The following is a 26,163-nucleotide window of genomic DNA, read 5'->3' on the forward strand; positions in this document are numbered from 1 at the left end:
CACGAAGAGGCCGCATTCTACGCAAATGCGCGCGGCTTGGAAAGCCTGGCCGCCAGAAAACTGTCAGGCCGTCAAGCTCGCCAAACGTCGGCGATGCCGTTCAGCGCCAGGGCATGCCACCGGGGCCGCCCATGCCACCCATACCGCCTGGGCCACCCGGGCCGCCGGGACCACCACCGCCGCCCATCATACCGGACATGCCGCGCATCATTTTTTGCATACCGCCTTTCTTACCGGCTTTCTTCATCATTTTTTGCATCTGCTTATGCTGCTTGAGCAGACGATTGAGGTCCGGCACTTGTAAGCCAGCGCCAGCAGCAATACGCCGCTTGCGCGAACCGTTGATGATCTCGGGCTTATGGCGTTCTTTGGGGGTCATGGAGTTGATCAGCGCTTCGAGCTTGCCGAGTTCTTTCTCTGGACCAGGTCCTTGGGCCATATCTGCCATTTGGCCCATCCCCGGCAGCTTACCGAGCAGGCCTCCCATGCCACCCATTTTCTTGAGCTGTTGGAGCTGCTCACGAAAGTCCTCTAAATCAAAGCCGTCGCCTTTTTTGACCTTCTTGGCCAACTTGTCAGCTTTGGATTTATCAACCGTGCGCTCGGCTTCCTCGATCAGCGAGAGCATGTCGCCCATGCCCAGAATCCGCGAGGCAACCCGGTCAGGGTGGAAGGGCTCAAGGGCATCCACCTTCTCACCCACGCCCATGAACTTGATCGGCTTACCGGTGATATGGCGCACGGACAGCGCAGCACCACCACGCGCATCGCCGTCGGCCTTGGTTAAAATAACCCCGGTCAGCGGCAGCGCATCGTGGAAAGCCTTGGCCGTATTGACGGCATCCTGGCCGGTCATGGCATCAACGACAAACAGCGTTTCGTCGGGAGATACGGCTTTGTGAAGCGCCTGAATTTCCGCCATCATGGCTTCGTCGATCGCCAGACGGCCGGCAGTATCGATCAAGACGACGTCGTGGAACTGAATCTTGGCGTGCTTGATCGCCGCTTCAGCAATCGCTACCGGCGCCTGGTCAGAGCGGGAAGGGAAGAAGTCGACCTCCACCTCTTTAGCCAGCGTTTCCAGCTGGTCAATCGCGGCGGGGCGATAAACATCCGCTGACACCACCAAGACCTTTTTCTTTTCGCGTTCACGCAGGTAACGGGCCAGCTTGGCCACCGAGGTGGTTTTACCCGCCCCCTGCAAGCCTGCCATCAGCACTACGGCCGGGGAGCTCTTTAACGCCAGCCCCTCGTTGGCCTCGCCCATGGTGGCTTCCAGCTCTTGCTGGACAATTTTGACGAACTGCTGGCCGGGCGAGAGGCTTTTTGAAACCTCCTGCCCCACGGCCCGTTCGCGCACCCGCTCGATAAAGTCTTTGACCACGGGGAGCGCCACGTCTGCTTCGAGCAGCGCGCGGCGGACTTCGCGTAGCGTATCTTTAACGTTGTCTTCGGTTAGGCGTGCCTGACCTTTGATCGATTTTAACGTCTGGGAAAGACGTTCACTGAGATTCGAAAACATGGGGCCTCTCTGCCTCCGTCGCTGTCGCCGGGCGTAACCGCCCCTGGACTAATGTGGGGAAGATTATACGCGCTCGCCGCGTGAGTCTCCATGGGGCTCAACGTGTAGATGACTGTGCGTCACTGTAAGGATTCGTTATAGTAGTGGCTTATCAATTCGTTTTATTTCATTACGACGCGCTGCAAGGCGCACGGATAGCATCATGCAGGCGCTCCCTTTCGCCACTATCGCCTTTGTTCTATACGTCGCCGCCGCCATTTGGCAGGGGATGACTCTGTTCCGGCGTGTGCCGCCCCGCCAAGGCATGGTGCGCATTGTCGCCGCCCTGGGTCTGCTGCTGCATATCCCGGTGGTCGTAACGCTGGTCGGCCAAACGCCCGGCCTGCTACCGGGCTTTGCCACCAGCGCCACGCTGCTCATGGCCGTCGCCGTCAATGTGGTATTGATCGCCAGCCTGTTCAAGCCGGTGCTGAACGCGGGGATCGCGCTATTCCCGCTTGCCGGGATTGCCTTGATCACGGCTACATGGCTGCCCAGCCAGGGCGGTCACGGCGGGCTGACGCCGGGTATTCTGATGCACGCGATCAGCTCGGCGCTGGCTTTTGCAGTCCTCGCCATTGCCGCCGTTCAGGCGGTGCTGGTAGGCCTGCAGAATCAGGCGCTCCGCCACCACCATATTCGCGGCATTGTTCAATCACTTCCTCCGCTCACCACAATGGAACGGGTGCTCTTCGAGCTCGTGTGGGCCGGCATTGTATTACTGACGTTATCTATTATCAGCGGTCTGCTGTTTTTAGATAACTTTTTTGCCCAGCATTTGGCCCACAAAACCGTGCTTTCGCTGCTGGCCTGGGTGATTTTCACCACCCTACTGATTGGCCGTTACCGCTTTGGCTGGCGCGGCATGCGCGCGGTACGCTGGACTCTCGGCGGCTGTGCACTGCTGATACTGGCCTATTTTGGCAGCAAATTCGTGCTTGAAGTGGTGCTTAACCGCTAACCTTAAAGGCACTCGTTATGTTGACACCTCTGCGGCAACCTCTTACAAATCGGCTTAATACGCCATAAAGGAATTTCTGACTTGAGTGACGACTTCCCACTGGGATTACTCTTCGGCTTGCTGGCCCTGCTAATTGCCCTCTCCGCTTTTTTCTCAAGCTCTGAAACTGGCATGATGTCGATTAATCGCTATCGGCTCAGCCACAATGCCAATAGCGGTGACCGACGCGCCAAACGTGTGTTTCGCCTGTTAACCAGACCCGACCGGCTGATCGGCGTGATCCTGATCGGCAACAATCTGGTGAACAACTTGGCGGCCGCCATCGCCACCTTGATTGCCGTACACTATTTTGGCGACGTGTCCGGCCCGGCAATTGCCACGCTCGTGCTTACCATCGTGGTACTGATTTTTGGCGAAGTCACCCCCAAAACCTACGCGGCGGTTAAGCCAGAGAACATCGCCTACCCTGCCTCCATCGTGCTGGAGCCGTTACTTAAGCTACTTTACCCGCTGGTATGGCTAGTTAACGCGCTGTCCAATGGCTTGCTGCGACTGATCGGTGTTAAAAGTGTCGAGAAAGGCGGCGATAACCTTACGCGGGATGAGCTGCGCACTGTGGTACACGAAGCTGGCACGCTAATCCCCTACCGTCACCGCGCCATGCTGTTATCGATTCTCGATTTAGAAAACGTCACCGTGAACGACATTATGGTGCCTCGCCATGAAGTGCTGGGCATCGACCTGGATAACTCGCTGGAGGAGATCCTGGCGCAAATCCGAACCAGCCAGCATACGCGCCTGCCGGTCTATAAAGGCGACATCAATAACATTATCGGCATGCTACATCTACGTAATGCGGCGCGCTTTTTGTCCCGCGAGGAAGTGACCAAAGCAGCGATTGTGCAGGAAGCCCGCGAGCCCTACTTCATCCCGGAATCCACGCCGCTTCACACCCAACTACTCAATTTTCAGAAACAAAAGCGCCGCATTGGCATTGTGGTCGACGAGTATGGAGACGTCGAAGGTCTGGTCACCCTGGAGGATATTCTGGAAGAGATTGTCGGGGAATTTACTACCGACGTATCGGAAGACGACGAGATTCACCAGCAAGACGATGGCAGTCACGTCATCGAAGGGACCGCGACCATTCGTGACATCAATAAAATGCTTGGCTGGCAGTTACCCACTGACGGCCCCAAAACCCTTAACGGGTTAATTCTGGAGCATTTAGAAGGGTTTCCTGAAGGTCCGGCTTGCTTGCAGATAGGTGCAACGCGGATGGAAATTCTGGCAATTCGTGAGAATCTTATCACCTCAGCACGCTGCTGGAAGGCCCCGCGTGCCGGATTAAGTCATTAGCGCGGCGTGATGTCCTGGTCTGCATCGGCTTTAAGCCGCCTCACCTGCTGTTCAAGATAGCAGCGAAGCGTTAAACCATCCGTTTCCCTAGGGTCGATAGGATCGCCAAAGTGCAGACTCACCGGCGCTCGGAAGCGCCTAGGCCATTTCTTAAGCGCTTTGCCGTCATAGTGGGAGGTCCACGACCCCCAAAGCCCCGCAAGCGCGGCAGGCACCACCGGCACGCAATCCCGCATCACAATCGACTCCAGCCCACGACGGAAGGTATGAATGTCACCGTCAGGCGTTAGCCGCCCTTCGGGGAATACCATTACGACTTCACCCTGACGCAACGCTAGACTCACCTCTTCCAAGGCGCGACGTAATGCGCCTGGGCTGCGCCGCTCCGATTCAATGGGGATAGCGCCGACCAGCTGAAACCACCATTTTAACCACGGAGAATCAAAGATCGGCTGGTCCATTACAAAACGCAATGGACGTGGGCTACCGCCGCCCAGCACCAACGCATCCATAAAGCTAACATGGTTACATACCACCAGCGCCGGCCCCTGCTTAGGAATATGGTAGCGACCACGAACGCGCAGGCGATAGCACAGCCGCATGGCGACAAAGATTAGGCCACGCAGCAGGTGACGCACTGGCTTAACCCATCCCATTACTCGCCTTGCCCTCGGTGGCGCAGTCCTGCCAGAACGGTGCTCATAAGCTGATCGAGCAACTCATCCACTTTAAGCTGTTGGCCCTGCCAGTAACCGAGGCGCTCATTGAGCCCTAGTTGGACGAGGCCATGCACACTGCCCCACAGGGTACGTCCCAATCGCCTTGCCTCAGCATCCCCCAGTGCAGGTTGGTAATGCTTAAGCGAGGTCTCTACCTGGGTAAATAAGGCTTCGATCAATTGGCTCTGCCGCTGATCCAACTCGCCTTCTTTTGCCAACGGGTGATCAAACAGAAGATGCCAGCGGTAACAATCTTGTTCGGCAAATCGCCAATAGGCATTGGCCAGCGCCCGCAGCCAGGGCTCAGGCTCATCGGATGCCAAGCTGGAAATGGTGTGCTGTAAACGCGCCAATGTTTCGACGTTGACGTACTGCAATAGCGTATTAAAGCTGCCGTATAGTTTTAGCAGGGTACTGGGTGCGCAGCCGACTTCTCTAGCCAAAGCACGCAGCGATAGGCCATGAATGGGCTTTTGAGCTAGCCATTCATCGCAAGCGTGCATAACCTGCGCGTGTAGGGCATCGGGCGCGTGCTGTCTTGGGCGGGCCATGGCGATCTCTTAAGGTGAACGGCAAACAGGAAGAATGCCTCATCGCGCTTTAGCGTGAGCAAGGGATACTATAGGATACCCCACATCGAACACTGTTTTCGACTCTAAACCTCGACATTTCATGCTTGATGCCCTCTAAACGGGCACAAACAACGCATTAGCGTAATAGGAGATCTGCATGGCCGGGCGTTTACACGTGCAGCAACTGCCTCTTGCCCGCCTACTCCCACACCTAAAGATGACCGAGCGGTTGATTGAGTCACCCAATCTGGCCCCGCGACAGCCGGTGTCGGCTATCCGTGCGGTTGAGGGACAACCCTGTTTACAGTCGTTATTTTGGGGGTTAACCCCGCCCTGGCTAAAAGTATTGGATAATGCGCCCCACTGCGCCCGGGCGGAAACCTTAAGCCAACGCGGCATGTTCCAGGAAGCCTATCGCTCGCGTCGCTGCCTGATGCCCGTAAGTGGCTTTTATATTTGGAAGCGCCTAGCCCGCGCCAAGCAACCCTATTTAGTCACGCAGGTAGAGCGTGGCCCGCTGTTACTGGCGGGCCTGTGGTGTCGCTATCACACCACGTTAACTCAATACACCGACTCCACCGCCTTAATTACCGTACCGGCTAATGCCTGCTTATCTCCCTTGACTGACCGGTTGCCAGCGGTGATCAATGCCCAAGATGCAGATGAGTGGTTAAACCCCGACACTGATCACACCTGCCTTACGCGGTTATTAATGCCCGCGCCGCTGGAACTGTTGGGCGCTTTTCCGGTATCAAAGCAGATTAACTTTCCCACCTACCAGTCCCCGGCCTGCGCGCACCCCGTTGGGCCGATGATACGCTGGACCACGCCATAGGAGCTTACATGCGGCAACTTATTGGTTTACAACGCTGTTTACTGTGGAAAATGGCCTTGCCTGGGGGTGCCCTAATGGGCATTACAATGGGCAGTTTGTGGCTGGCACCCGCGGCATTGGCAGCCAACGAAGACGACATCAAAGACGTTATCACGCCCCACGTCAGCCCCTATGATGAACGCGACTACCGCGTGCTTGAGCTGGAAAACGGCTTGAACGTCCTGTTGGTCAGCGACCCCGAAGCCGATAAAGCGGCCGCGTCAATGAACGTCCGGGTTGGCAGCGCCCAAGACCCCGATGACCTACAGGGGCTCGCCCATTTCCTTGAACATATGCTGTTTTTGGGCACCGAGGCTTATCCCGAGGCAGACGCCTACCAGAGCTATCTGTCACGTAACGCAGGCTCGCATAACGCGTTCACTGCACCCCACGACACCAACTACTTTTTCAATATTGAGCCTTCAGCCCTGGAAGGTGCACTTGATCGGTTCAGCGCCTTTTTTGTCTCCCCGCTGTTCAACGCCGACCAGCTTGAAAGCGAGCGCAACGTGGTGCATTCCGAGTACGTATCACGGCGGCGGGATGAAGGACGGCGCGAAAACGAAGTGCTGAATCAGTTTCTCAACCCAGACAACCCCACCACCCAGTTTGCCGTGGGTAACCGCAAGACGCTGGCCAATCCGCCAGAAGGGGAAGCCTCCCTTCGTGAGCGGGTAATGGCGTTTTACCAGCATCATTACGATGCCAACGTGATGAACCTAGCGGTGGTTGCTCCCCAGTCGCTGGACACGCTGGAAAGCTGGGTCGTCGAGCGTTTTGCCGAGATACCCGATAACGACCGGGAAGCGCCTACCATCGACACACCGTTGGTCGCAAGCGATACGCTCCCTCGTTATGCGGAGCGTCAGTCGATTGAAGACCGCCGTCAGCTACGCTTTTACTTTTCTATTCCCGACCCCACAGAGGCCTATCGCCAGAAACCCACCCAACTGGTTTCCCATTTACTGGGCGATGAAGGCGATGGCAGCCTGCTCTCCGTGCTCAAGGACGCAGGCCTAGCCGATGCACTGTCAACGGGGCTCAGTCGCGCCGATGGGCAGCACGCGCTTTTGACGGTCTCCATCAGCCTTACCGACGAAGGCGCGCAGCGCCTGGACGATATCGAAGCCACACTGTTTAGCGCTATCGAGCGTATCCGTCAGGGCGGACTAGATGAATGGCGCTACGATGAGCAAGCCGACCTTAACGAACAAGCCTTCCGCTTTCAGCAACCCGGCGAACCTCAGCAAGAGGCCACCCGGCTATCCATGAACCTGTCGCGCTACCCGGTGGAAGACGTCCAGTATGCCGCGTATCGGATGGATGAGTTCGAAGCCGAGCAGCATCAACGCTACCTCGATGCACTCACCCCAGACAATATGCTGCGTATTTACTCAGCACCCGACATCGAAAGCGATAAGGTCACGCCCTGGTTCGACACCGAATGGCGCGAACAAACGCCTAGCCAAAGCGGACAAGCTTTAAGTGGGTTAGCGCTACCGGCACCTAATCCGTTTATCGCCAGCGACCTTAGCCTGCTGGACGGCCAGGACGAACGCCCCAGCACGCTAATTGACACGCCGTCATTTACGGCCTGGCATATGCAAGACGCCCAGTTCAACACCCCAAAAGTGGAGTGGCGATTGAGCTTACAGCACCCAAGCGCCAGCTATTCCGCTGAAGAAGCGGTGCTTACCCGGCTGCTCGCCAACTGGCTCAACGATAGCCTTAATGAATCGCTCTACCCTGCCTGGCTGGCGGGCCAGTCGTTTAGCGCCTATGCCCACTCACGAGGCATGACGCTATCATTTTCCGGCTGGCGGGATGGTCAAACACCACTGATTGAGCAAGCGCTTAACCAACTCAGCGAGGCTGATATTGGCCAGCGCGATTTCGAACGGGTGCGCGAGCAACTCCAGCGCGAGTGGCGTAACGCCCCACAAGCTTCCTTATACGCCCAGGCAAGCGGAACGCTGGGTGAGGCATTGCTGGCGCCTCAATGGTCTACCCAAGCACTGCTGGAGGCCAGCCAGCGCCTCGAGCGTGGTCACTTGGTCGACTTCCGTCGTCGCTTCCTTTCAGACCTGTACGTGGATGCTATGGCAGTGGGTAACCTAGGACCTGAACTTGCCAAAGAGCAGGCTAACCTGATGCGTGGCAAGCTCACCCCCCGGCTTACACGTGACGATATTCGCAATCTCACCCCGCTCTCGGTCGATAGCGACGACGTGGTGCTGCACCCTGATAGCCAACGCGATGAATCCATCGTACTGCGCTACCTTCAAGGTCGTGATCAAACGCTACGCGAACAAGCGGCCACTCAGGTTCTCGCACAGTGGCTGGAAACGCCTTTCTATCAGCGCTTAAGAACTGAAGAACAGCTCGGCTACGTGGTGAATGCCGGTTACTCGCCGCTGCTGGATGCCCCAGGTGTCGCCATGGTCGTGCAGTCGCCCGACGCCGATAGCGAGACGATTGCCGAGCGCATGGACGCGTTTCTGGAGGAGGCCGACGAGCGACTGGAGAACCTGGACGACGATGAGCTGGATGCCTACCGCCAAGCGGTAAACAGCCGCTTGCGCCAGCGCGATACGCGCCTGGGGGAGATGGCTAACCGCTATTGGCAGGCAACCGCTCGTGAGGAGGTTCGCTTTGACCGGCGTGAACAGCTCGCCGAACTGGCCCTTGAAGTGACATTAGACGACCTTCAAGCCCTGTGGCCCGCCCTGCGTGAACGCCAACTGGACGTGCGCTTTAACCCCGGTGATGAGCCGAGCAGGGTGTCGAATATGCGCCAACAGCTCTCACCGCTACCCGAAAAGGCGAGCGACTAACCTTATCGCCTAACGCTGCCTGCTCAGGCCTCAAATGCCTGGGCAGGCAGCATGGCCTCAACGTACAGCACTAATTCTTCTAACACTTGACGCTGGTGATCGGTCAGCGTCTGCTGGTTGTAGTGTTCGATCTCCCGGGCAAAGGCTTTCAATGTAAAGCCTGACAGGGTGGCATCGTTCATACGCATCCAACGAAACGCCTCCCACTGCTCAAGCTCGTCACCTTCTAACGTTTCCGGATAGCTACGCGCGCGGAAGCGAAACAGCATATCTTCAAGGCGCGGATCCTGAAAAGCGAATCGCTCACCCACCAGATCCCAAGGGTCCATGGCCCGCACCCGCTCCATTTGCTTGCGATCGGCCGCAGAGAAAAACGCCCCACCGTAAAGCATCAGGTCAGGGTCCTGCGGCGCATCGTCGTAGCCTGCACTGAACACTTCAGCGACTTTTTGAGTCACCTCCGTTGCGTCACGGAGCATTTTCCAGTGGCGGCGACAAGCGTCCATATCCAGCCCTAAACGCGCCACAATGTCTCCGTATTCGCCTTTCTTTGGACCATCGACGTCTTTTAGCGCGGTCGTCGGAAAGACAACCGGACAGCGGTTGATATGAATCACCTTGAGCGGAATGCGCGTTTCGCCTTCCGCTAGGTCTTGCTGACTGACAAATACCCGCTCACGGATTTGCGCGGCCGACATGGCTAATAAATCCCCCGGGTCCACGCTTAGGTCATACACGATCACCCCGTTGGGGTTGCTCGGATGCTCGGCCAACGGCATCACTAGTGCACTGCAACCGCGGCTTGCCGGGTAACGGCGTGAGATATGCAAAATAGGTTTGGCGCTGGGCAAGTCCAACTGTTTAGCGACCGCCCGCTTGCCGCGCAGCCCCAATAAATAATCAAACAGCTTGGCATTACGTGACTTGAGCAGCCGCGCCAGCGCAATGGTGGCTCGCACGTCGGCGACTGCGTCGTGAGCACCTTCGTGGGCGATACCATTGGCTGCCGTTAGATCTTCAAGCTTAAAGCTCGGCGCGCCATCATCGCGCAGCGGCCACTCAATTCCCTCAGGCCGCAGAGCATAAAACGCCCTAACCACATCAATAAGATCCCAGCGCGAGTTGCCGTTTTGCCACTCCCGCGCGTAGGGGTCGAGTAGATTGCGGTAGAACAGATGGCGCGAGACTTCGTCATCGAAGCGTAGGCTGTTATAGCCCACCACACAGGTGCCCGGCTCGCTCATATGGCGTTGCACTTCGCCAGCGAACTGGGCTTCTGGCAAGCCATGGCGCTGAGCTTTTTGCGGCGTGATCCCGGTAATTAAGCAGGCGGCGGGGTGGGGAAGGTAATCATCAGCGGGCCGGCAGAACAGCTCGATAGGCTCGCCGATTTCGTTTAACGCCGCATCAGTACGCAAGGCAGCGAACTGAGCAGGCCGATCACGACGCGGATCGGCCCCAAAGGTTTCGTAGTCATGCCATAAAAAGCTGGCGGGGGCAGCAGTGGGTGACGCCATGAACAAGCACTCCGCTGGGCATTGAAAAGCCCAAGCCTAGCATATTCACCCTAGACCCCGCCGCGACTTTAGCTCTTGGGCAACGTTACGTTTAGCTCCAGCACCGAACAGTTATCTTCGCTATCCAGTGAGATTTGGATGGCATCGTCATCCACGTGAACGTAGCGACGAATCACTTCCAGCAACTCTCGCTCAAGCATCGGCATATAATCGGGCTGACCTCGCTGGCTACGTTGGTGCGCCACGATAATTTGCAGGCGTTCTTTGGCCACCGAGGCAGACTTCTTGCGCTCACGCTTCAAGAACTCCAGCAGTTTCATCGCCGACCTCCACCAAACATCCGGCTCAACAGACCTTTACGTTGATATTCATGAAAGCGCAGCGGCATGTCTTCACCGAGCAAACGCGATACGGTATCACTATAGGCTTGGCCTGCGTCGCTTGAAATATCGTGGGTAACCGGCACGCCTTGGTTCGATGCGCGTAGCACCGCTTCCGATTCAGGAATTAGGCCAAGTAGGTTAATCGCCAATATTTCCCGGATATCATCCAGAGTCAGCATGTCCCCCGATGTAACGCGATCGGGGTTATAACGCGTTACCAGCAGATGCTCTTTAATTGGGTCGTTACCTTCCTCGGCGCGTCGCGTTTTGGACGCCAGCAGGCCGAGAATACGGTCAGAATCGCGCACAGACGATACTTCAGGGTTCGTTACCACGATCGCTTCATCAGCAAAATACATGGCTAGCTGTGCGCCACGCTCAATACCTGCAGGCGAATCGCAAAGGATAAAATCGAAGTCTTCTTTCAGTTTATCAAGCACCTCGGCAACGCCTTCCTGGGTCAAGGCGTCTTTGTCGCGGGTTTGCGAGGCCGGCAAAATAAACAGATTCTCAACGCGCTTGTCGCGGATCAGCGCTTGATTAAGCCCTGCTTCACCCTGAATTACGTTGACGAGGTCATAAACAACGCGTCGCTCACACCCCATAATCAGGTCAAGGTTACGCAAGCCGACGTCAAAATCGATCACCACCGTTTTCTTTCCGCGCAGCGCTAAGCCTGTCGAAATAGCGGCGGCACTCGTGGTTTTACCGACCCCCCCTTTACCCGAGGTCACTACAATAATTTTGGCCAAGAGTCACTTCCTTCTTGAAGTCGTTCTTCGTATGCGCCGTTGGCGCACTACGTATAACGGGAACGTCTATGTCATCAATAAGCCACACGGTATCGCCGCGTGGCTGGCATTATCAACGGTTTGCGCCACTGTCACTAGATAAGCGGCTTAATTTCTAACTGTTCTTGAGTAAAGTGCACCTCGGCGGGGGCGCCCAACAGCTGAGAATCAATATCTTCCAGACGCTTGTAATTACCCGCCACCGACAGTAGTTCAGCGGCTAGCTCACGGCAATAAATACCCGCTTGCGTATTGCCATGAATACCCGCTAATGCCCGCCCGCGCAATGCGCCATAAACATGAATACTGCCCGCCGCCAGCACTTCGGCACCCGCGTTCACGGCACCTACCACCACGAGGTCACCGCCGGAAGCGCTGACTTGCTGCCCAGAACGCACCGTTCCGCGATACAGCCGTGTGGTTTCCAGCCCGGTATTTTCAAGCGCCTGAGCCGCCTCTACTGCAGCGTTTTCGTTGACCACTGCGACGGGCGCTGTGTTCTGACTATCACTGCTGACACTCTTAAGCATTTGCGCACGACTTTCATCGACCGGCGCAAACCAGCCAAGCCCGAGCGCCCACGCTGACTGTCGAACGGGCTCAGAACCGCCTCTCACCGCCACGGGAAGCAGCTTGTGATCCCGGCAAACGGCGCAGATACGTTCCAACGAAAGGTGCGGCTCATCGAGTTTTTCCACGCTAAGCACAACCGGTGTATGCTGAAAGAACGCGGGCGATTGAGACAACTTGCTCGCCAGTTGACGCCGGATATGCTCTGGGTCAGCGCTGCTTAACTCCATGATGGTCATCGGCAGCATGCCGCCTTTAAAGGTAAAGGCCACGTCGGCACTATCCACATTGAGGCTCATGGCCGAACTCCATGTCATGTTCAGGTAAGATATAAGGTAGCGCATTTACGCGCTTTTTGGGCGGTGAGAATTGACCCTCGCCATTCCCACGTCATAAGGCAACGCTAAGCGACAGCGCCGACAACTGCAACCTTCTAACGGTCGACGTCTGATTTTTTTCACGCAAAGCGCCTCACAGCAGGATGATCCATGCACGGACTGTTAAGACGCCTGTTCGCACCTCGCTGGCAACACCCTAACGCCGAGGTACGTCGCCAGGCCCTCCATCGCCTTGATCCCGACCATGCGGAGCAGCGTAAAGCGCTCGCCTCGCTTGCCCAGGACAGAGATAGCACCATTAAGCTGGCGGCACTGCTCGCCCTTGATGATATCGAAGGACTTGTGGAAGCTTACCCAGCCCATCAAGACGACCCGGCTTGGCAAGAGGCATTGTGCCAACGGCTCAGTGGTCAACAGGGGCAAACAGGGCTTGGCCAACGCGAGGCGCTAATTGAGCGTATTGAAGACGCCACGTTACTCAATGCCCTCGTGCTTAAGGGCGACAACCTCAACTTGCGTCTTACCGCGCTCGCCAAGCTGACGGAGGAATGCGATCTAATCGAGCATGCCTGCCACAATGGCGTCGCCGCCGTTCGTCACCAAGCGGCAGATCGCGTGGTCAGCGAAGAAGGTTTAAAACAGCTATTAAAACAGGCACGTCGTGACCGCCAAGTAGTGCGCTTGGCCCGGGACCGACTGCAAGCGCTGCGCGCCGACGCCCAATGGGAAGACGACCAACAACAGCAGCGCGAAACGCTTTTACAGCAGCTTGAACGACATGCCCAAGCTACCTGGGAGCCCCTCTACGGAGGACGATTGCGCCATTTTCAGCGTGAGTGGGAGCGTCTCAGCCAATCACCCACCCCTGACCAAGAGGCACGTTACCACCAAGCGGTGCTTGCCTGCCGTAAAACGCTGCATGATCACGAAACCCACGAGCAGACGCGCCAGCAGCACGATCAACAGCGCGAAGCTACCGATCAAACTCGCGAGCAGCTATTGGAAGGCCTTGAAGAAACGCTAGAAGGCCTTCGCCTGGGCAATGCGCTCACGGCACAAGATATCGACAGTCTTCGCGCTCAGCGCCAACTGCTTGGCCAACGCTGGCAGCACCTTTCCGACGCACACCCACCAAGCGATTCGACCCGTCAACGCTACTCTCAGGCGCTCAAAGATTACGAAGCCTGCATTGACGCTTGGCAACGCTGGCAGAGCGTCAGCGCTAATGTAGAACAGGCGCTGGCTGACGCTGACCACTCTGCTCTGGAGGGGCTACTCGACCAGTGCCGCTGGCCTGATAACCTGACCATGCCAACGCTTGCCCGCCAAGCACAAGCGGCGCTCAATGCCACTCCCGACACAGCCCATCAGGAGACGGCTACCCAGCAACTCAGCGCTTACCAAGCCGACCTAGACAGCTTTGAACACTTACTTGAGCGCGGCGCTTTTAAAAGTGCCAGCCGCCTTCACCAACGGCTTAAACCGCGCATCGATGCACTCAAAGGAACTGACGCAAAACCGCTTAAAGCAAGACTCAAACATCTCGGCGCGAGGCTGGCCGAGCTACGCGATTGGCGCGGTTTTGTCGCAGGGCCGAAGCGTGAACAGCTATGCGCCGCCATCGAGGCACTGGCCGACGACCAACACATGGCAGATGCCGCGCTGGATCGCCACCACCGTCAGTTAGTCAAGGAATGGAAGTCCCTGGGTGACGCGGCCGCTAATCGAGAGCAGTCAGCGCGTTTTCGTGCGGCCTCGGACCGCATCCATGAGCGCCTCATACCCTGGCGCGATCAGCTAACCGAAGAGCGCGCAGCCAACCTGCGTGCCCGCGAAACCCTCTGCGAGCAGCTCGAAACGCTTTTAGCGCAGCCATCACAAGACGCCGACCCGGATGTGCTGCGCGAGATTCGCGACAAGGCGCGTCAACAATGGCAGCACCATTCTCCCGTGCCCCGCGAACAAGCGGAGGCTATTGGCCGGCGCTTTGGGCGCATTCGCCATCAGCTGCAAACCTTGATCGACGCCCGCGCCGAGCATATCGCCGAACAGAAAAAAGCGCTGATTGCCAACGTCCGAGCCCTGCATCAGAACGACCGGCCAATCGCCGATCGCATCGAGCAAGCCAAGAAACTACAGCAGCAATGGCGGCAATTAGGGCGCGCTCCGAAAGGGGAAGAACAGTCGCTTTGGAAGGCCTTCCGTCACGAATGTGACCAGCTGTTTGCCCTGCGCGATGCACATAAACACGAACAGCTCGCCCAACAGCAGCGACAGCTCGACACCCTGCAAACGCTGATCGACGAAATGGATAGCTGGCAACCTCAAGACGCCAGCGACCAAGCCAAACTGGACAGCTTCATTGACCAGGCAACGCGCTTGGAGCCTCTGCCGCGCAGCCGCCGAAGCGAAGGTATGCAGCGACGCTTGAGCGGTATTATTCGCGCGCGTCGTGAACGCTTAAATCGTCTTGAAGTGGCCGACTCGGTGGCTGCCTGGCAGCAGCTTATGCCACTCATCGAGGCTCACTTGCGCGCCGATGAACGCAAGCTAGCCGGAGAGCAAGCAGAAACGGTGGACGCCGAAGCAGTGCTTGGCGAGATAACGCTAAAAGCACCTTTTGCCAGTGCCCACCATCTGCGCAACCAACGACGTCAGGAAGCTTTAACCGAGGCTCATGAAACCACTATTAAGGATCAGTTAGCACGGCTTCGCGTGCACCTGTCTTTATTGGCCATGGGCCGCGTACATCAACATGACGAACCGCTGCGGTTAGCCATTCAGGTAGAGCGCCTCAACGACGGCCTCCAACAGGAGCGCAGCCGCGCGCAAGAAGTAACCGACGTGCTCGCGGGACTAATCGCGCTTGGCCCCATGCCTAAGTCGATATGGTCTCATGAAATCAATGAATTGGATGAGTTACTCACGCGACTCGCCAGCGTGCCGCTGCCATAATAAACGGCAAAAGCCAGCGAGACACCTCGCTGGCTTTATCGTTATGGCGCAAAGCATTACGGGATTTAGCCCATAAACTGGCCGCCGTTGATATCAATATTGGCCCCGGTGATAAACCCAGACTCCTTATCGGCTAAAAACGCCACCAGTCGGCCAATTTCCTCTGGGGTACCATAGCGTTTAACAGGGATCGTTTCTCGAATTGCTTCGCGAACTTTTTCAGGAATATTCATAATCATGTCGGTGGCAATGTAGCCGGGCGACACGGTATTCACCGTAATGCCTTTGGTCGCGGTCTCCTGAGCAAGCGACATGGTTAAGCCATGCATACCTGCTTTCGCCGCGGCGTAATTCACTTGACCGAACTGCCCTTTACGGCCATTGATCGAGGAAATATTGATAATCCGTCCATAGCCATGCTCGAGCATCATCTCGATCACGCTACGACACGTATTGAAGACACTATTCAGGTTGGTATCGATTACCTCATGCCATTGCTCATATGACATTTTTTTCATGGTGCCGTCACGGGTGATCCCCGCACAGTTCACCAACACACTAATAGGACCGTGCTGCTCTTGGATTTGCTGGGCACCTTGCAGGCAGGCTTGATGGTCGGCGAGGTCTACACCCGACAGCGCAATATTTTGATAGCCATCGGCTTGCTGTGATGCCAGCCAGGTTTTGGCCTTCTCGGGGTTGTGATAACCCGCTACGACCAGATAACCCGCATCCGCCAGCGAACGACAAATCGCCGTGCCGATACCACCAGTTCCACCAGTTACCCAGGCGACGGGGGCTTGATTGGCCATTGACTACCTCCCTGATATGACGAATGGCTTGGGCGTTGCAGAGTTGGCACCGCAAGCCATTGTGAAAAGCGCCTTAGCGCTCAAGTACCAACGGCAAATCGCAATACGGGTGCGCGACTTACCGAGAGTCAGCATTGTTCTTGTTGCACTAACCTCAGCATAGCGTTAGTCAGCCCATGTTGCAGCACTCAAGTCGCTAACGGCTATAGGGCAAACGTTTTAAAACGTCTATTGACGGAACGTAAAAAAAGCGTAGAATACGCCACACGTTGATGCGGGGTGGAGCAGTCTGGTAGCTCGTCGGGCTCATAACCCGAAGGTCATCGGTTCAAATCCGGTCCCCGCTACCAATATTTTAAAAGGCAGATCAGTTACTTACTGGTCTGCCTTTTTTTATGCTTGCCTGCTAACTTCCTGTGGCACATCCGTGACGTATATGTGACACGTTGGCTTCTATCTTTTTCATCAGGAAATTTTTCGTGCAACCATCAGCCAGCTGATCATACGCACACTTTGTTATTTTCTATTTTCTTTGACCGTCATCAAATTCAAGCAAATCTCCCACCTCGCAATTGAATAATTTGCATAGTTTATCCAGCGCATCCAACTCAACGCGCTGGGCTGTTTCTTTTAGAGCAGCGTGATGATGTTGCGGTTAAGGCCTGTTTCACGCGCCCTGAATTCATAGAAAAATAAGTGCAGCACTTTGGACGGCCACTTAACGGAATGCCGATTTAGATCAGCGCTTGGCATCGTATTTTTGGAGGCATTTGAAGATAGAGGCCGGGCTCAATTGAGTTGAATTCTCATAATTTCAACAAGGCACTCGTTGAGCTTGTACTCTTCCACTCTCACCCAGCCTATTCTTGCATAGTAGGCCCCTTTGTCTTCCGTTATTAAGTAGAGCGCATCGTGGCCCTGCTGTCGAAGCGCTTCTTTGGCATGCTCGATTAGCGCCTTGCCAATTGCCTTTCCGCGCTGATCATGCGCTACATAAACCCTTGATATCCAGGGGGAGTACTGTGGCCGATCAGGAATATCATGTTGTACTAGGCAGATACCACCGACTAAGTTGTCGCCATCCAGCGCGATAAAAGTGGAGGGTAGGCTAGTTGTTGAACAGTGTTTTTCCAGTCTTTCTTGCCGAGTTGTCTCATTAATAGACTTATTCAAGTGTGCCCACTCAGCCTGATGCCATGCGGCAAGCTTGGGAATGTATTGTGGTTCTAAATGTTGAATCTTGATGCGCATATACTATTTATAGCCTCTGCTAACCGGCCTAAGGGTGCCAATATGTTGCGATCCAAATAATTTTTAATGATGTCAGCACGGCATAGTCACATTCTTCGTGATCCTTTTCCAAGCCGGTGATGATTCTATCAGATAGGTTAACACCTTCTATGTTGACGGCAGCCCCCCTCCTGTCACCTTACAATGCCATTCCTAGCTTGCAAAGGGCTTCTAAAATGATCGAATGGTAACTACAACCAATTAAAGTAGCATCAACAGTCATCTGGCGCTTTAAGTTAAGCAGGACAAAACGCATTGATCCAATTGCGGTAACAAAATTATCACTAACCGAACCCAGCTCAACGCCATAGTAGGAAAGAACATCATCAAAACTATATATCTACTTCTAATAAAGGCGTCAAGTATGCATCAAAACCGGCATCTGAAAACTTAATTTTCATTATTTAATTTTAACTATATAAAGGGAAAACAAAAAGACTCATTGTAAAGTTACTCAGGATGGCGATTTATAAGCAAGAGTGTAACCATCAGCCAACAGTGTTTTGGCGCTATCACGCAGAAATGCTAACACCTTAGACTGCTGCCACTCAGCGCGATAAACCATACCAAATCCGAATGAGATGCTCGGTGTAAAGGGCAATATCTTGACCCGGTCTTGGCAGTTCAATTGATCTTCGGCCGTGATCGGGTTGATCACAGCGATACCCACTTTGTTCGCTACAAGAGAAGTTATTGTCCCCATATTTGCTTCAGTCTTGCCAGCGATTCTCACTTCATGAGACGTAACCAGTTCCAACAGTGGATTGGTGCTGATACTTGGCTGATTGCTGATCACTAAATGCTGGCCCCACAATTCCTTGACATCCACGACATGGTGCTCAGAAAGCATGTGCGTTTCATGTACCAAACAAACTGCCTCGGTGGTAAGTAACGTCTCATTAAAAAGCTGGGGTGATGTGGCAGGCAAGGTAATAAAGCCAATATCGGCGTGGCTGGACTCTACTGCGGCCTGTACATCGTGGCTGGACATCATATCTAGGCTGACGCTGAAGTGGGTATTTTCCGCCAGCAGCATCGCTACCAATCGTGGCACAAAGCCAAAACTCAACCCAGGAATGGCTGCAATACGCAACCGCGAGGTGCCAAACTCCCTCAATGCCAGCACGCTGTGACGCAGCTCTTCGATATTGCCCATCAGGCGCAGGATTTCATCGTACAGTTCACGGGCTTCTGGCGTGGCTATCAGGCGGTTCTTTTCCCGCAAAAATAGCTGGATTCCAAGATTTTCTTCCAACTGGCCAAGCGAGCGGCTAACGCCTGACTGAGTAATACCTAATAACCGTGCAGTACCAGAGGCGCTACCTACTTCAAACAGTGTTTTGAAAGTCATCAATGCTTTCAAAGAGTTTATTGTAACTTCAGGCATGATTTTTACTCATCGAATCTTAAAAAATGATCATATATTGAAATATATAATCAAGACTACCTAGACTGCACAACAACGTAATTTTCACGCTGGTGCCAAAGTCAGTTGGCCTTAAGGCTGTCAGCAACTCAGCACTACAGCGATCACAACGAAACGGATTACTTGATGACCAATTCTCCGCTGTTTTATCAGACAGGCCCTGCCCTGCCGGAAGTCAGCCACGCTGATGGCGTCATACTCTGGGATACCCAGGGCAAGGATTATCTGGATGGCTGCTCCGGAGCCATCTCTTGCAACCTCGGCCATGGCCGCCAGGATATTCGTGACGCCATGCTCGCTCAGATGGACAAGGTTGCCTTCACTTATCGCACCCAGTTCGAAAGCGCCCCCGCGGTTGCGCTTGGCCATCGACTGGTCGAGCTATTTGACGCTGAGCTAGGCAAGGTATTTTTCGTTTCCAGTGGTTCCGAAGCGGTGGAATCTGCACTCAAGCTGGCGCGGCAATACTTTTTCGCCTTGGGACAGCCCCAGCGCCAGCAGTTTGTGTCACTGCGTCCTTCTTATCACGGCAGCACTATGGGGGCGCTGGGCATGACCGGTTATCAGCCGTTGGAAGCGCCTTTCACCAGCATGACCCATGCATCCATCAAGGTGCCGGGACCGGATTTCTATCGTCATCAGGAGTGTGATGATGACACCCACGTTGACCGCATCCTGACAGAGACCCGCGCCGCCATGGAAGCCGTTGGCCCTGAATCACTGATAGGTTTTGTCATCGAGCCAATCGGCGGTGCCAGCACCGGTGCACGGCTGTTAGGCCAACGCTACCTGCAAGGCATTCGTGCCTTATGCGATGAATTCGGCTGCCTGCTGATTGCCGATGAAGTACTCACCGGCGTGGGCCGGACCGGCACTTGGTTTGCCTGCCAGCATTACGATGTGGTGCCGGACATCCTGGTCACCGCCAAGGGATTGGGAGCGGGCTACTACCCAATTGGCGCGATGCTCGCCCGCAGCGCTATCGTCCAAACAGTCATGGCCAGCGGCGGCTTCCAACACGGCCACACCTATGCAGGCAACCCTTTGGCCTGCGCTACCGGTCTGGCCGTGCTTGAGGCCATTGTGCGCGAAGATTTACTGGAAAATACCCGCCAGCGCGGCGCGCAGCTAGAAGCTGGGCTGCGCAGGCTTGCCGAGCGCTACGACTGGGTCGGCCAAGTGCGCGGTGCTGGTTTGTTATGGGGCGTCGAACTGGTTGCTGATGGCGCTTCCCGCCAGCCTTTCCCTGCCGAGCAAAACCGCTTTGCCCAAATCACCGCATTGGCCAAACAGGAAGGTCTTCTGATCTACCCCCGCCGTACCCTGGATGGTATTGCCGGTGACCATTTCTTGGTCTGCCCGCCGCTGACTATTCAGGCCGAGGAAATTGACACCCTTCTGGAACGCTTAGCGCGTGCCATGGCGCGTTTTGATCAAGCGCTTACCGCCCCTGATTTGCATCCACAATCTTCCAGGGAGCGTTGAACATCATGACGCTTCTAAACCACAAAGTCTGTGATATTGACGCGGCTATCGCCGAGATTCCTGATGGCGCAACCATCATGGTCGGCGGCTTTGGCTCGCCAGGCACGCCCTTTGCGTTGCTCAACACCCTGCTAGCCAGCGGACAACGCAACCTGACCCTGATTAAGAACGATGCCAATGAACCCAGTATCGGTATCGGCAAGCTGATTGAGGCAGGCCGTGTAAAACGCTTGATCACTTCTCACTTAGGCCTAAACCGAACAGCCATTGAAGCCATGAATGCTGGCGAGCTGGAGGTCATTTTTCATCCTCAGGGGCTGTTGGCTGAAAAAATCCGCTGCGCAGGCGTTGGCCATGGCGGCTTTCTTACCGATATCGGCATCGGTACGGAAATTGCCGAAGGCCGCCGGGAAATCAGTATGCAAGGTTGCACCTGGGCCATTGAGCCTTCCTTACAGGCTGACGTTGCCCTGATTCACGCTGAGCGAGCTGACCGCTACGGCAACCTGATCTATCGCGCCACGGCCAGTAACTTTAATCCCTTGATGGCCATGGCTGCCGAGCGGGTCATTGCCCAAACCTACCGCATCGATGAACCCGGCGACCTGCCTATCGACAACATTCATACGCCCTGTGCCTTTGTCAGTCATGTGGTGCAGGTCGACCGTGCGTCCAACCAGCAAGGAGTACGCCCCCATGCTCTCTGATCAGCAGCGCATGTTGACCCGCGCCGCCCGTGAAGTCATCGACGGTCAGATCGTCAACCTGGGGATCGGGCTGCCAACACGGCTGTTCCACTACCTGCCTGATGACATGAATGTCCTGGTGCATTCCGAAAACGGCGTGCTGGGCTGCCGCCCCCGCCACGAAGGTGAAGCGCTGGATATCGACATGATTGACTCCGGCGGCGCGTATATCACCACCCGCGCGGGGGCTAGCGTGTTCGATAGCGCCACGTCCTTTGCGATGATCCGCCGCAGTCGTGTGGACGTTACCTTCATGGGCGCCTTTGAGGTGGATCAGGAAGGCAATCTGGCCAACTGGAAGATCCCTGGCAAATTCTCGCCAGGCATTGGCGGTGCCATGGAGCTGGCCCAGAAAGTAGCCCGGCTGGTGGTGCTGTGTTCCCACAACGACAAGCACGGCAACCCCAAGATTCTCACCCGCTGCCAGTTACCCCTGACCTCCAGTCGCTGTATTTCCCGCATTATCACCGAGAAAGCCGTGATGGATGTGACTCCGGAAGGACTTGAGGTAGTAGAAATCGCCGAAGGGCTGAGCGTTGAAGCGCTGCGCGAAGCTACCGACGCCCCCCTGCTGATTAATGAATCACGTTTAGGGGGATTCTGATGCTCGACGCCACCGAACAACGCATCATTGCCTGCTGCAATGCCTTGATGGACGACACCCTGGAAATGACCAGCGATCTGGTGCAGGGCTATAGCGTACTCGGCCATGAGCAGGGGGCGCTGGACACCATGGAGTGCCACCTTGAACGCCTGGGCCTGCCAATGACCCGTGTGCCATTGGATGCCCCAGGCTTTGAGGAACACCCCCATCGTGCCCCCACCGAATGGCCCAGCACTGGCCGTTACAATGTCATTTCAGACCTTAACCCTGGCGCGCCAGGACCACATTTAGTGTTCAACGGCCATCTTGATGTGGTGCCTGCCGAGCCCATCGATATGTGGACCCGCCCCCCCTGGGAGCCGTGGCAAAAAGATGGCTGGCTGTATGGCCGTGGCGCGGGTGATATGAAGGCGGGGATTGCCGCCATGGTGATGGCGGTTGAAGCCGTGCGTCAGGCGGGTGTAGAGATCAACTTCCCACTCACCCTGCAAACCGTAATTGAAGAAGAGTGCACTGGCAACGGCGCGCTGGCCTGCCTGCATCAAGGTTTTAGCGGCGATTTCGTACTGATACCGGAACCCTTCGGCGCTCAGATCTACGCTGGGCAAGTGGGTGTACTTTGGTTTCGGATGCGCCTAAATGGTGTGCCCGCCCATGTGCTCGACCCAAGCGCCGGGCGCAATGCGATTGAATCCCTGCAGGACTATCTACCAGCTCTGAAAGCGCTGGAAGCCGAAATGAATGATTTACCCCGGCCTGCGCTTTACGTTGACCATCCTCACCCTTTCAACCTTAGCGTTGGCCGAGTTGATGCGGGCAACTGGGCCTCCAGTGTGCCTGCCCACGCCATTCTGGAAGGGCGTGTTGGCTTCCCGCCCGGCATGTCACCGGAGGATGCCATGCAGCGGGTCTGCGACACCCTGATGACCTGCCACGCCGAGCTTGACGACGCGACACCTCCACCCAAGGTCAGCTTCCATGGCTTTCGTTCCGAAGGGCATGTGGTCGATCTCGACACCCCAGGCATCCGCCTTCTCTCGGAGTGCCACGAAGCACTACTCGGCGAACCACCTGCCCACTATCTGTCCACCTGCACCACTGACCTGAGGGCCTTCCACGTTTCCGGCAAGATCAACGGCACCTGCTACGGCCCGATTGCTCAGCGCATTCACGGCGTAGACGAGTGCGTCAACATTGACTCGATCCGCCACGTGCTAACCACCTATGCCCTGTTCATCCATCGTTGGGCGCTCATGGCAGACAACCAGGAGACTCACTCATGAGAGACGTGTATCTCGCCGACTATGCCCGTAGCGCCTTCAGCCGCGCGCACCCCCGCAAACCCGAGGTCGATGCCTGGGCAGATACCCGCAGCGATGCACTACTGGCCAGCGTGTTCGATGGCTTATTAGCACGTAGCGGCGTTGACGGCACGGCGGTGGAAGATGTGAGCATTGGCTGCGCCCTGCCAGTAAAAGAGCAGTGGAGCTTTGGTGGGCGTTACCCACTGTGGCTTGCCACACGCTTAGGCCCCCAGGGCGAAGCATGTGCTACCCGCCAAATCGACCAGCAGTGTGGCTCAGGACTTGCTGCGCTGCGCAACACCGCGCGGGAAATTCAGGCCGGTGCTGTCGAGGTTGGCATGGCTGCCGGCGTGGAAAACATGACCCGTGTGCCCATGGGACCGGCGCTGTTCAAGGAGGGTGTGCTGACCAGCCCATCGGCCCTGCAGAAAGCCGACTGGCTCGCCCTGGATGTGGTGCTCAACATGGGGCTGACCGCCGAACGCCTGGCCAAGGCTGCCGGTATTTCGCGCGAGGTAATGGACGCCCTCGCCCTCAGTTCCCACCAGCGTGCCGCCAAGGCCAACGCAGCAGGTCACTTTGACGCTGAGCGTTTGACCCTGAACAACGCGGCGGGCGAACCGGTAAGCGCGGACAGCAACATCCGCGCGGATACCAGCGCTGAGCGCCTGGCAGGGCTGGACCCGGTATTTATGCAAGGCGGAGTCGTGACCGCAGGCAACAGCTCGCCACTGACCTCTGGTGCCGCCGCCACGCTACTGATGTCTGAATCTGCCCTGCGCCAGCACGGCATTAGCCCCTTGACACGCGTTGTGGCCATCGCCGACTGCGGTGTCAAGCCGGAGGAGATGGGTGCCGGTGCCGCCGCCGCCATTCGGCGAGCACTGAAACAGGCGCAGCTGACACCGCAGGATATCGGCGTGTGGGAAATCAACGAAGCTTTCGCCGCTGTGCCGCTACATACCATGAGGGAGCTTTCGATTGACCCTGAAAACGTCAATATCTGGGGTGGCGCCATGGCGCTAGGGCACCCTTTAGGCGCAACCGGCATCCGCCTCGCTGGCACCCTTGGCCGACTTCTTCAATCCTGCCAGCAGCGCTACGGCTGCGCGGCAGCCTGTATTGGCGGTGGCCAGGGAGTCGCCATCATTCTGGAACGCTGTTAACCGCCAAATCTGCATACAAATACATTGCTAGCACCAAGCATCTAGAAACTGCCTCATTTTGTGGTAGTTAACGCGAACTCCATACAGGGAGAACAACAATGTCAACGACAACAAAAGATTCCAGCAAGCGACCCTCTTTTTTGGGAGCTATTATTGGAATCGGCTTTTTATGTTTCATGATGTTTGCGCAGATTTTTATCCTCGGTGAAGACTGGGTGACACATATCTCACTAATCTTTGCCATCGTGGTCTGTGCCATCATTGCTCTGGCCTCCGGCTTCGAATGGCAAGACATCCAGAAGGGCATTCTATATGGCTGCGAGATAGCCATGCTGCCAATGCTGATCCTAATGATGGTTGGTGTACTTGTGGCCAGTTGGATTGCTTCCGGTACAATCCCCCTATTGGTCTATTTCGGCTTACAGCTGATCAACCCCTCCTTTTTTCTATTTACTGCAGTGATTGTATGTTCAGTGGCATCGCTGGTTACAGGTAGTTCATGGACTACCGCAGCCACATTCGGCGTTGCATTTATTGGCATCGGAAACGGGCTGGATATTCCACCAGCTATGACTGCAGGCGCGGTAATTTCAGGCGCCATTTTTGGTGATAAGATTTCACCAGTATCAGACTCCACCAATCTCGCAGCTGGTGTGGCAGAAGCTGACTTGTTCGACCACATCCGCTCAATGATTTATACCACCGGCCCAGCGCTGATCATTACAATCATCCTATTCTTCTTCATCGGGATGCAGTTTGATGGTGAAGGATCTGATATTTCCCGAACAGAAGAACTACTTGAAGGTATCCGCAATAACTTTTCTGTCAGCCTGTTAGCCTTTCTCCCTCCGTTGGTAGTGATTGTTTTGGCCTATCGACGCGTCAATGCACTTGCCGTTATGGTTATCGGTAGCCTGCTGGGGGCAGGACTCGCAGTAACTACTCAGGATGTTGCACTAGGCAGCATGATGAACTACATGAACGATGGTTATGTATCAGAAACCGGTATTGAAACGTTAGACAGCCTATTCAGTCGTGGTGGCCTGCAGGAAATGATGTGGACAATTTCACTCGGCTTCATCGGCTTGAGCCTTGGTGGTCTTCTTGAGAAAACTAGTATGCTTGAGGTGATATTGGAGAAAATGGGCAAACTGGTGAGCAATTCGCGTGGGCTGATTGTTACCCACGTCCTATCATCATTGGCAACCAACCTGTTCTCAGCCAGCCAATATATTGCCATCATCATACCCGGGCGGATGTTCGTACCAGCCTATCGCAAGCTAAAAATCCTTCCATCGGTATGTTCGCGAACCTGTGAGGACTCAGCTACCGTTACTTCGCCACTGGTACCCTGGGGGTTAGGAGGCGCGTACTACATGGGTGTATTAGACGTTTCTGCGTGGGATTACATGGGCTGGACGTTCATAGCCATCATAACGCCTATTATTGCTATCTTATACGGCCTATTCAATATTTGGGTCTGGCGCGAAGGGGAACGTAACGATGTTAATACCTACAATTAGAGAAGGTCTGAATAACTGCCGATCTTCGTGAACATCCGCCTGATTCAACAAAAAGACCGCAAGTTCAGGCACCCTTCTCCCGTCATTTGTGTGTTTTGCCCGTTTCCCAACCATTGGGCGGAAAACGGGCACACCAGCCCTAAGCCGGTAGGCATTTTTCACCAACCTGCAAGTTGCTGAGCGCTGCCAACAAGTGCAGAAGGTGGGATTTTTGGCCTGGCCGCGTTAACGGACTTTGCTGTAGCCAAGACTTGTTTGATGTACAGAAATAGGTACTCCACCTTGGCATGGATACCGGCTTTGATTTTTTTCGACTCTACTGCCTGAAACCAATGAAGTAGTATCAACATTTTCGCCCTCCGACAAAGCAGAG

At 55.6% G+C, this 26,163-nt stretch carries 22 protein-coding genes and 1 tRNA gene; 12 read left to right on the top strand and 11 right to left on the bottom strand.

The features are described from left to right. Nucleotides 1-100 precede the first annotated feature (100 nt). Nucleotides 101-1,522: a signal recognition particle protein gene (gene ffh, locus GA0071314_RS15800; protein ID WP_074397533.1), complete on the bottom strand. Its 1,422-nt coding sequence runs from the start codon at nucleotides 1,520-1,522 to the stop codon at nucleotides 101-103. Between the two features lie 202 nt (nucleotides 1,523-1,724). Between ffh and GA0071314_RS15805 the strand changes: the two genes are divergently transcribed. Further along, on the top strand, nucleotides 1,725-2,522 hold the full coding sequence (locus GA0071314_RS15805; protein ID WP_027337750.1) for a cytochrome C assembly family protein: 798 nt from the start codon (nucleotides 1,725-1,727) through the stop codon (nucleotides 2,520-2,522). 81 nt (nucleotides 2,523-2,603) lie between these two features. Next, nucleotides 2,604-3,881 (top strand): HlyC/CorC family transporter, encoded by a 1,278-nt coding sequence (locus GA0071314_RS15810; protein ID WP_074397534.1) that lies wholly within the window; start codon nucleotides 2,604-2,606, stop codon nucleotides 3,879-3,881. Here the strand turns inward: GA0071314_RS15810 and GA0071314_RS15815 are convergent. Further along, nucleotides 3,878-4,537, bottom strand: a complete 660-nt coding sequence (locus GA0071314_RS15815) for a 1-acyl-sn-glycerol-3-phosphate acyltransferase (RefSeq protein ID WP_074397535.1) — start codon at nucleotides 4,535-4,537, stop codon at nucleotides 3,878-3,880. The genes GA0071314_RS15810 and GA0071314_RS15815 overlap by 4 nt on opposite strands. Beyond that, nucleotides 4,537-5,151 (bottom strand): TetR/AcrR family transcriptional regulator, encoded by a 615-nt coding sequence (locus GA0071314_RS15820; protein WP_074397536.1) that lies wholly within the window; start codon nucleotides 5,149-5,151, stop codon nucleotides 4,537-4,539. Before GA0071314_RS15820 ends, GA0071314_RS15815 begins: the two co-directional genes overlap by 1 nt. A 178-nt stretch (nucleotides 5,152-5,329) precedes the next feature. Between GA0071314_RS15820 and GA0071314_RS15825 the strand changes: the two genes are divergently transcribed. Continuing rightward, a complete protein-coding gene (locus GA0071314_RS15825; protein WP_074397537.1) occupies nucleotides 5,330-6,007 on the top strand; it encodes an SOS response-associated peptidase in 678 nt (225 codons plus the stop codon). An 86-nt stretch (nucleotides 6,008-6,093) separates the two neighbouring features. Next, nucleotides 6,094-8,880: an insulinase family protein gene (locus tag GA0071314_RS15830; protein WP_231896564.1), complete on the top strand. Its 2,787-nt coding sequence runs from the start codon at nucleotides 6,094-6,096 to the stop codon at nucleotides 8,878-8,880. Nucleotides 8,881-8,903: 23 nt separating this feature from the next. On the opposite strand, the gene sbcB is transcribed toward GA0071314_RS15830, so the two are convergent. The 4 genes from sbcB to minC all read right to left on the bottom strand — a co-directional run bounded on the left by sbcB (nucleotide 8,904) and on the right by minC (nucleotide 12,440). Beyond that, nucleotides 8,904-10,397, bottom strand: coding sequence for an exodeoxyribonuclease I (gene sbcB, locus GA0071314_RS15835; RefSeq protein ID WP_074397538.1), 1,494 nt, complete (start codon nucleotides 10,395-10,397; stop codon nucleotides 8,904-8,906). 68 nt (nucleotides 10,398-10,465) lie between these two features. After that, entirely contained in the window at nucleotides 10,466-10,717 is a 252-nt protein-coding gene (gene minE / locus GA0071314_RS15840; protein WP_027337743.1) for a cell division topological specificity factor MinE, read from the bottom strand. Next, complete coding sequence (minD, locus tag GA0071314_RS15845; RefSeq protein ID WP_074397539.1) at nucleotides 10,714-11,532, bottom strand: septum site-determining protein MinD; 819 nt, start codon at nucleotides 11,530-11,532, stop codon at nucleotides 10,714-10,716. Before minD ends, minE begins: the two co-directional genes overlap by 4 nt. Nucleotides 11,533-11,666: 134 nt before the next feature. Beyond that, a complete protein-coding gene (gene minC / locus GA0071314_RS15850) occupies nucleotides 11,667-12,440 on the bottom strand; it encodes a septum site-determining protein MinC (protein WP_074397540.1) in 774 nt (257 codons plus the stop codon). Between the two features lie 189 nt (nucleotides 12,441-12,629). Here minC and GA0071314_RS15855 point away from each other — a divergent pair, with 189 nt between their 5' ends. Beyond that, nucleotides 12,630-15,434, top strand: a complete 2,805-nt coding sequence (locus GA0071314_RS15855; RefSeq protein ID WP_074397541.1) for a DUF349 domain-containing protein — start codon at nucleotides 12,630-12,632, stop codon at nucleotides 15,432-15,434. 65 nt (nucleotides 15,435-15,499) lie between these two features. Here the strand turns inward: GA0071314_RS15855 and phbB are convergent, their stop codons facing one another. After that, on the bottom strand, nucleotides 15,500-16,246 hold the full coding sequence (phbB, locus tag GA0071314_RS15860) for an acetoacetyl-CoA reductase (protein WP_074397542.1): 747 nt from the start codon (nucleotides 16,244-16,246) through the stop codon (nucleotides 15,500-15,502). Between the two features lie 273 nt (nucleotides 16,247-16,519). On the opposite strand from phbB, the gene GA0071314_RS15865 reads away from it, so the two are divergent. Next, nucleotides 16,520-16,596: transfer RNA gene (locus GA0071314_RS15865), tRNA-Met, on the top strand. A gap of 173 nt (nucleotides 16,597-16,769) precedes the next feature. Here GA0071314_RS15865 and GA0071314_RS20005 read toward each other — a convergent pair. From GA0071314_RS20005 to GA0071314_RS15880, 3 genes are all read right to left on the bottom strand, one after another. After that, the gene (locus GA0071314_RS20005; protein ID WP_441316771.1) at nucleotides 16,770-16,853 is read right to left on the bottom strand and encodes a helix-turn-helix domain-containing protein; all 84 of its coding nucleotides are present in this window, start codon (nucleotides 16,851-16,853) and stop codon (nucleotides 16,770-16,772) included. Nucleotides 16,854-17,035: 182 nt separating this feature from the next. Next, complete coding sequence (locus GA0071314_RS15875) at nucleotides 17,036-17,497, bottom strand: GNAT family N-acetyltransferase (RefSeq protein ID WP_074397543.1); 462 nt, start codon at nucleotides 17,495-17,497, stop codon at nucleotides 17,036-17,038. A gap of 493 nt (nucleotides 17,498-17,990) precedes the next feature. Beyond that, nucleotides 17,991-18,923 carry a LysR family transcriptional regulator gene (locus tag GA0071314_RS15880; protein WP_074397544.1) on the bottom strand — a complete coding sequence of 311 codons (933 nt, stop codon included), beginning with the start codon at nucleotides 18,921-18,923 and terminating at the stop codon, nucleotides 17,991-17,993. A gap of 165 nt (nucleotides 18,924-19,088) precedes the next feature. Here GA0071314_RS15880 and GA0071314_RS15885 point away from each other — a divergent pair, with 165 nt between their 5' ends. From GA0071314_RS15885 to nhaC, 6 genes are all read left to right on the top strand, one after another. Beyond that, nucleotides 19,089-20,447, top strand: coding sequence for an aminotransferase family protein (locus GA0071314_RS15885; protein WP_074397545.1), 1,359 nt, complete (start codon nucleotides 19,089-19,091; stop codon nucleotides 20,445-20,447). 5 nt (nucleotides 20,448-20,452) lie between these two features. Continuing rightward, nucleotides 20,453-21,154, top strand: a complete 702-nt coding sequence (locus GA0071314_RS15890; protein WP_074397546.1) for a CoA transferase subunit A — start codon at nucleotides 20,453-20,455, stop codon at nucleotides 21,152-21,154. Continuing rightward, nucleotides 21,144-21,797: a 3-oxoacid CoA-transferase subunit B gene (locus tag GA0071314_RS15895; RefSeq protein ID WP_074397547.1), complete on the top strand. Its 654-nt coding sequence runs from the start codon at nucleotides 21,144-21,146 to the stop codon at nucleotides 21,795-21,797. The genes GA0071314_RS15890 and GA0071314_RS15895 overlap by 11 nt, the downstream gene beginning before the upstream one ends. After that, nucleotides 21,797-23,080: an ArgE/DapE family deacylase gene (locus tag GA0071314_RS15900; RefSeq protein WP_074397548.1), complete on the top strand. Its 1,284-nt coding sequence runs from the start codon at nucleotides 21,797-21,799 to the stop codon at nucleotides 23,078-23,080. The genes GA0071314_RS15895 and GA0071314_RS15900 overlap by 1 nt, the downstream gene beginning before the upstream one ends. Continuing rightward, nucleotides 23,077-24,267, top strand: coding sequence for an acetyl-CoA C-acyltransferase (locus GA0071314_RS15905; RefSeq protein WP_074397549.1), 1,191 nt, complete (start codon nucleotides 23,077-23,079; stop codon nucleotides 24,265-24,267). Before GA0071314_RS15900 ends, GA0071314_RS15905 begins: the two co-directional genes overlap by 4 nt. 98 nt (nucleotides 24,268-24,365) lie before the next feature. Next, entirely contained in the window at nucleotides 24,366-25,790 is a 1,425-nt protein-coding gene (nhaC, locus tag GA0071314_RS15910; RefSeq protein ID WP_074397550.1) for a Na+/H+ antiporter NhaC, read from the top strand. Nucleotides 25,791-26,163 lie beyond the last annotated feature (373 nt).

The sequence above is a fragment of the Halomonas sp. HL-93 genome, from assembly GCF_900086985.1.
In the GTDB taxonomy this organism is placed as follows: Bacteria; Pseudomonadota; Gammaproteobacteria; order Pseudomonadales; family Halomonadaceae; genus Vreelandella.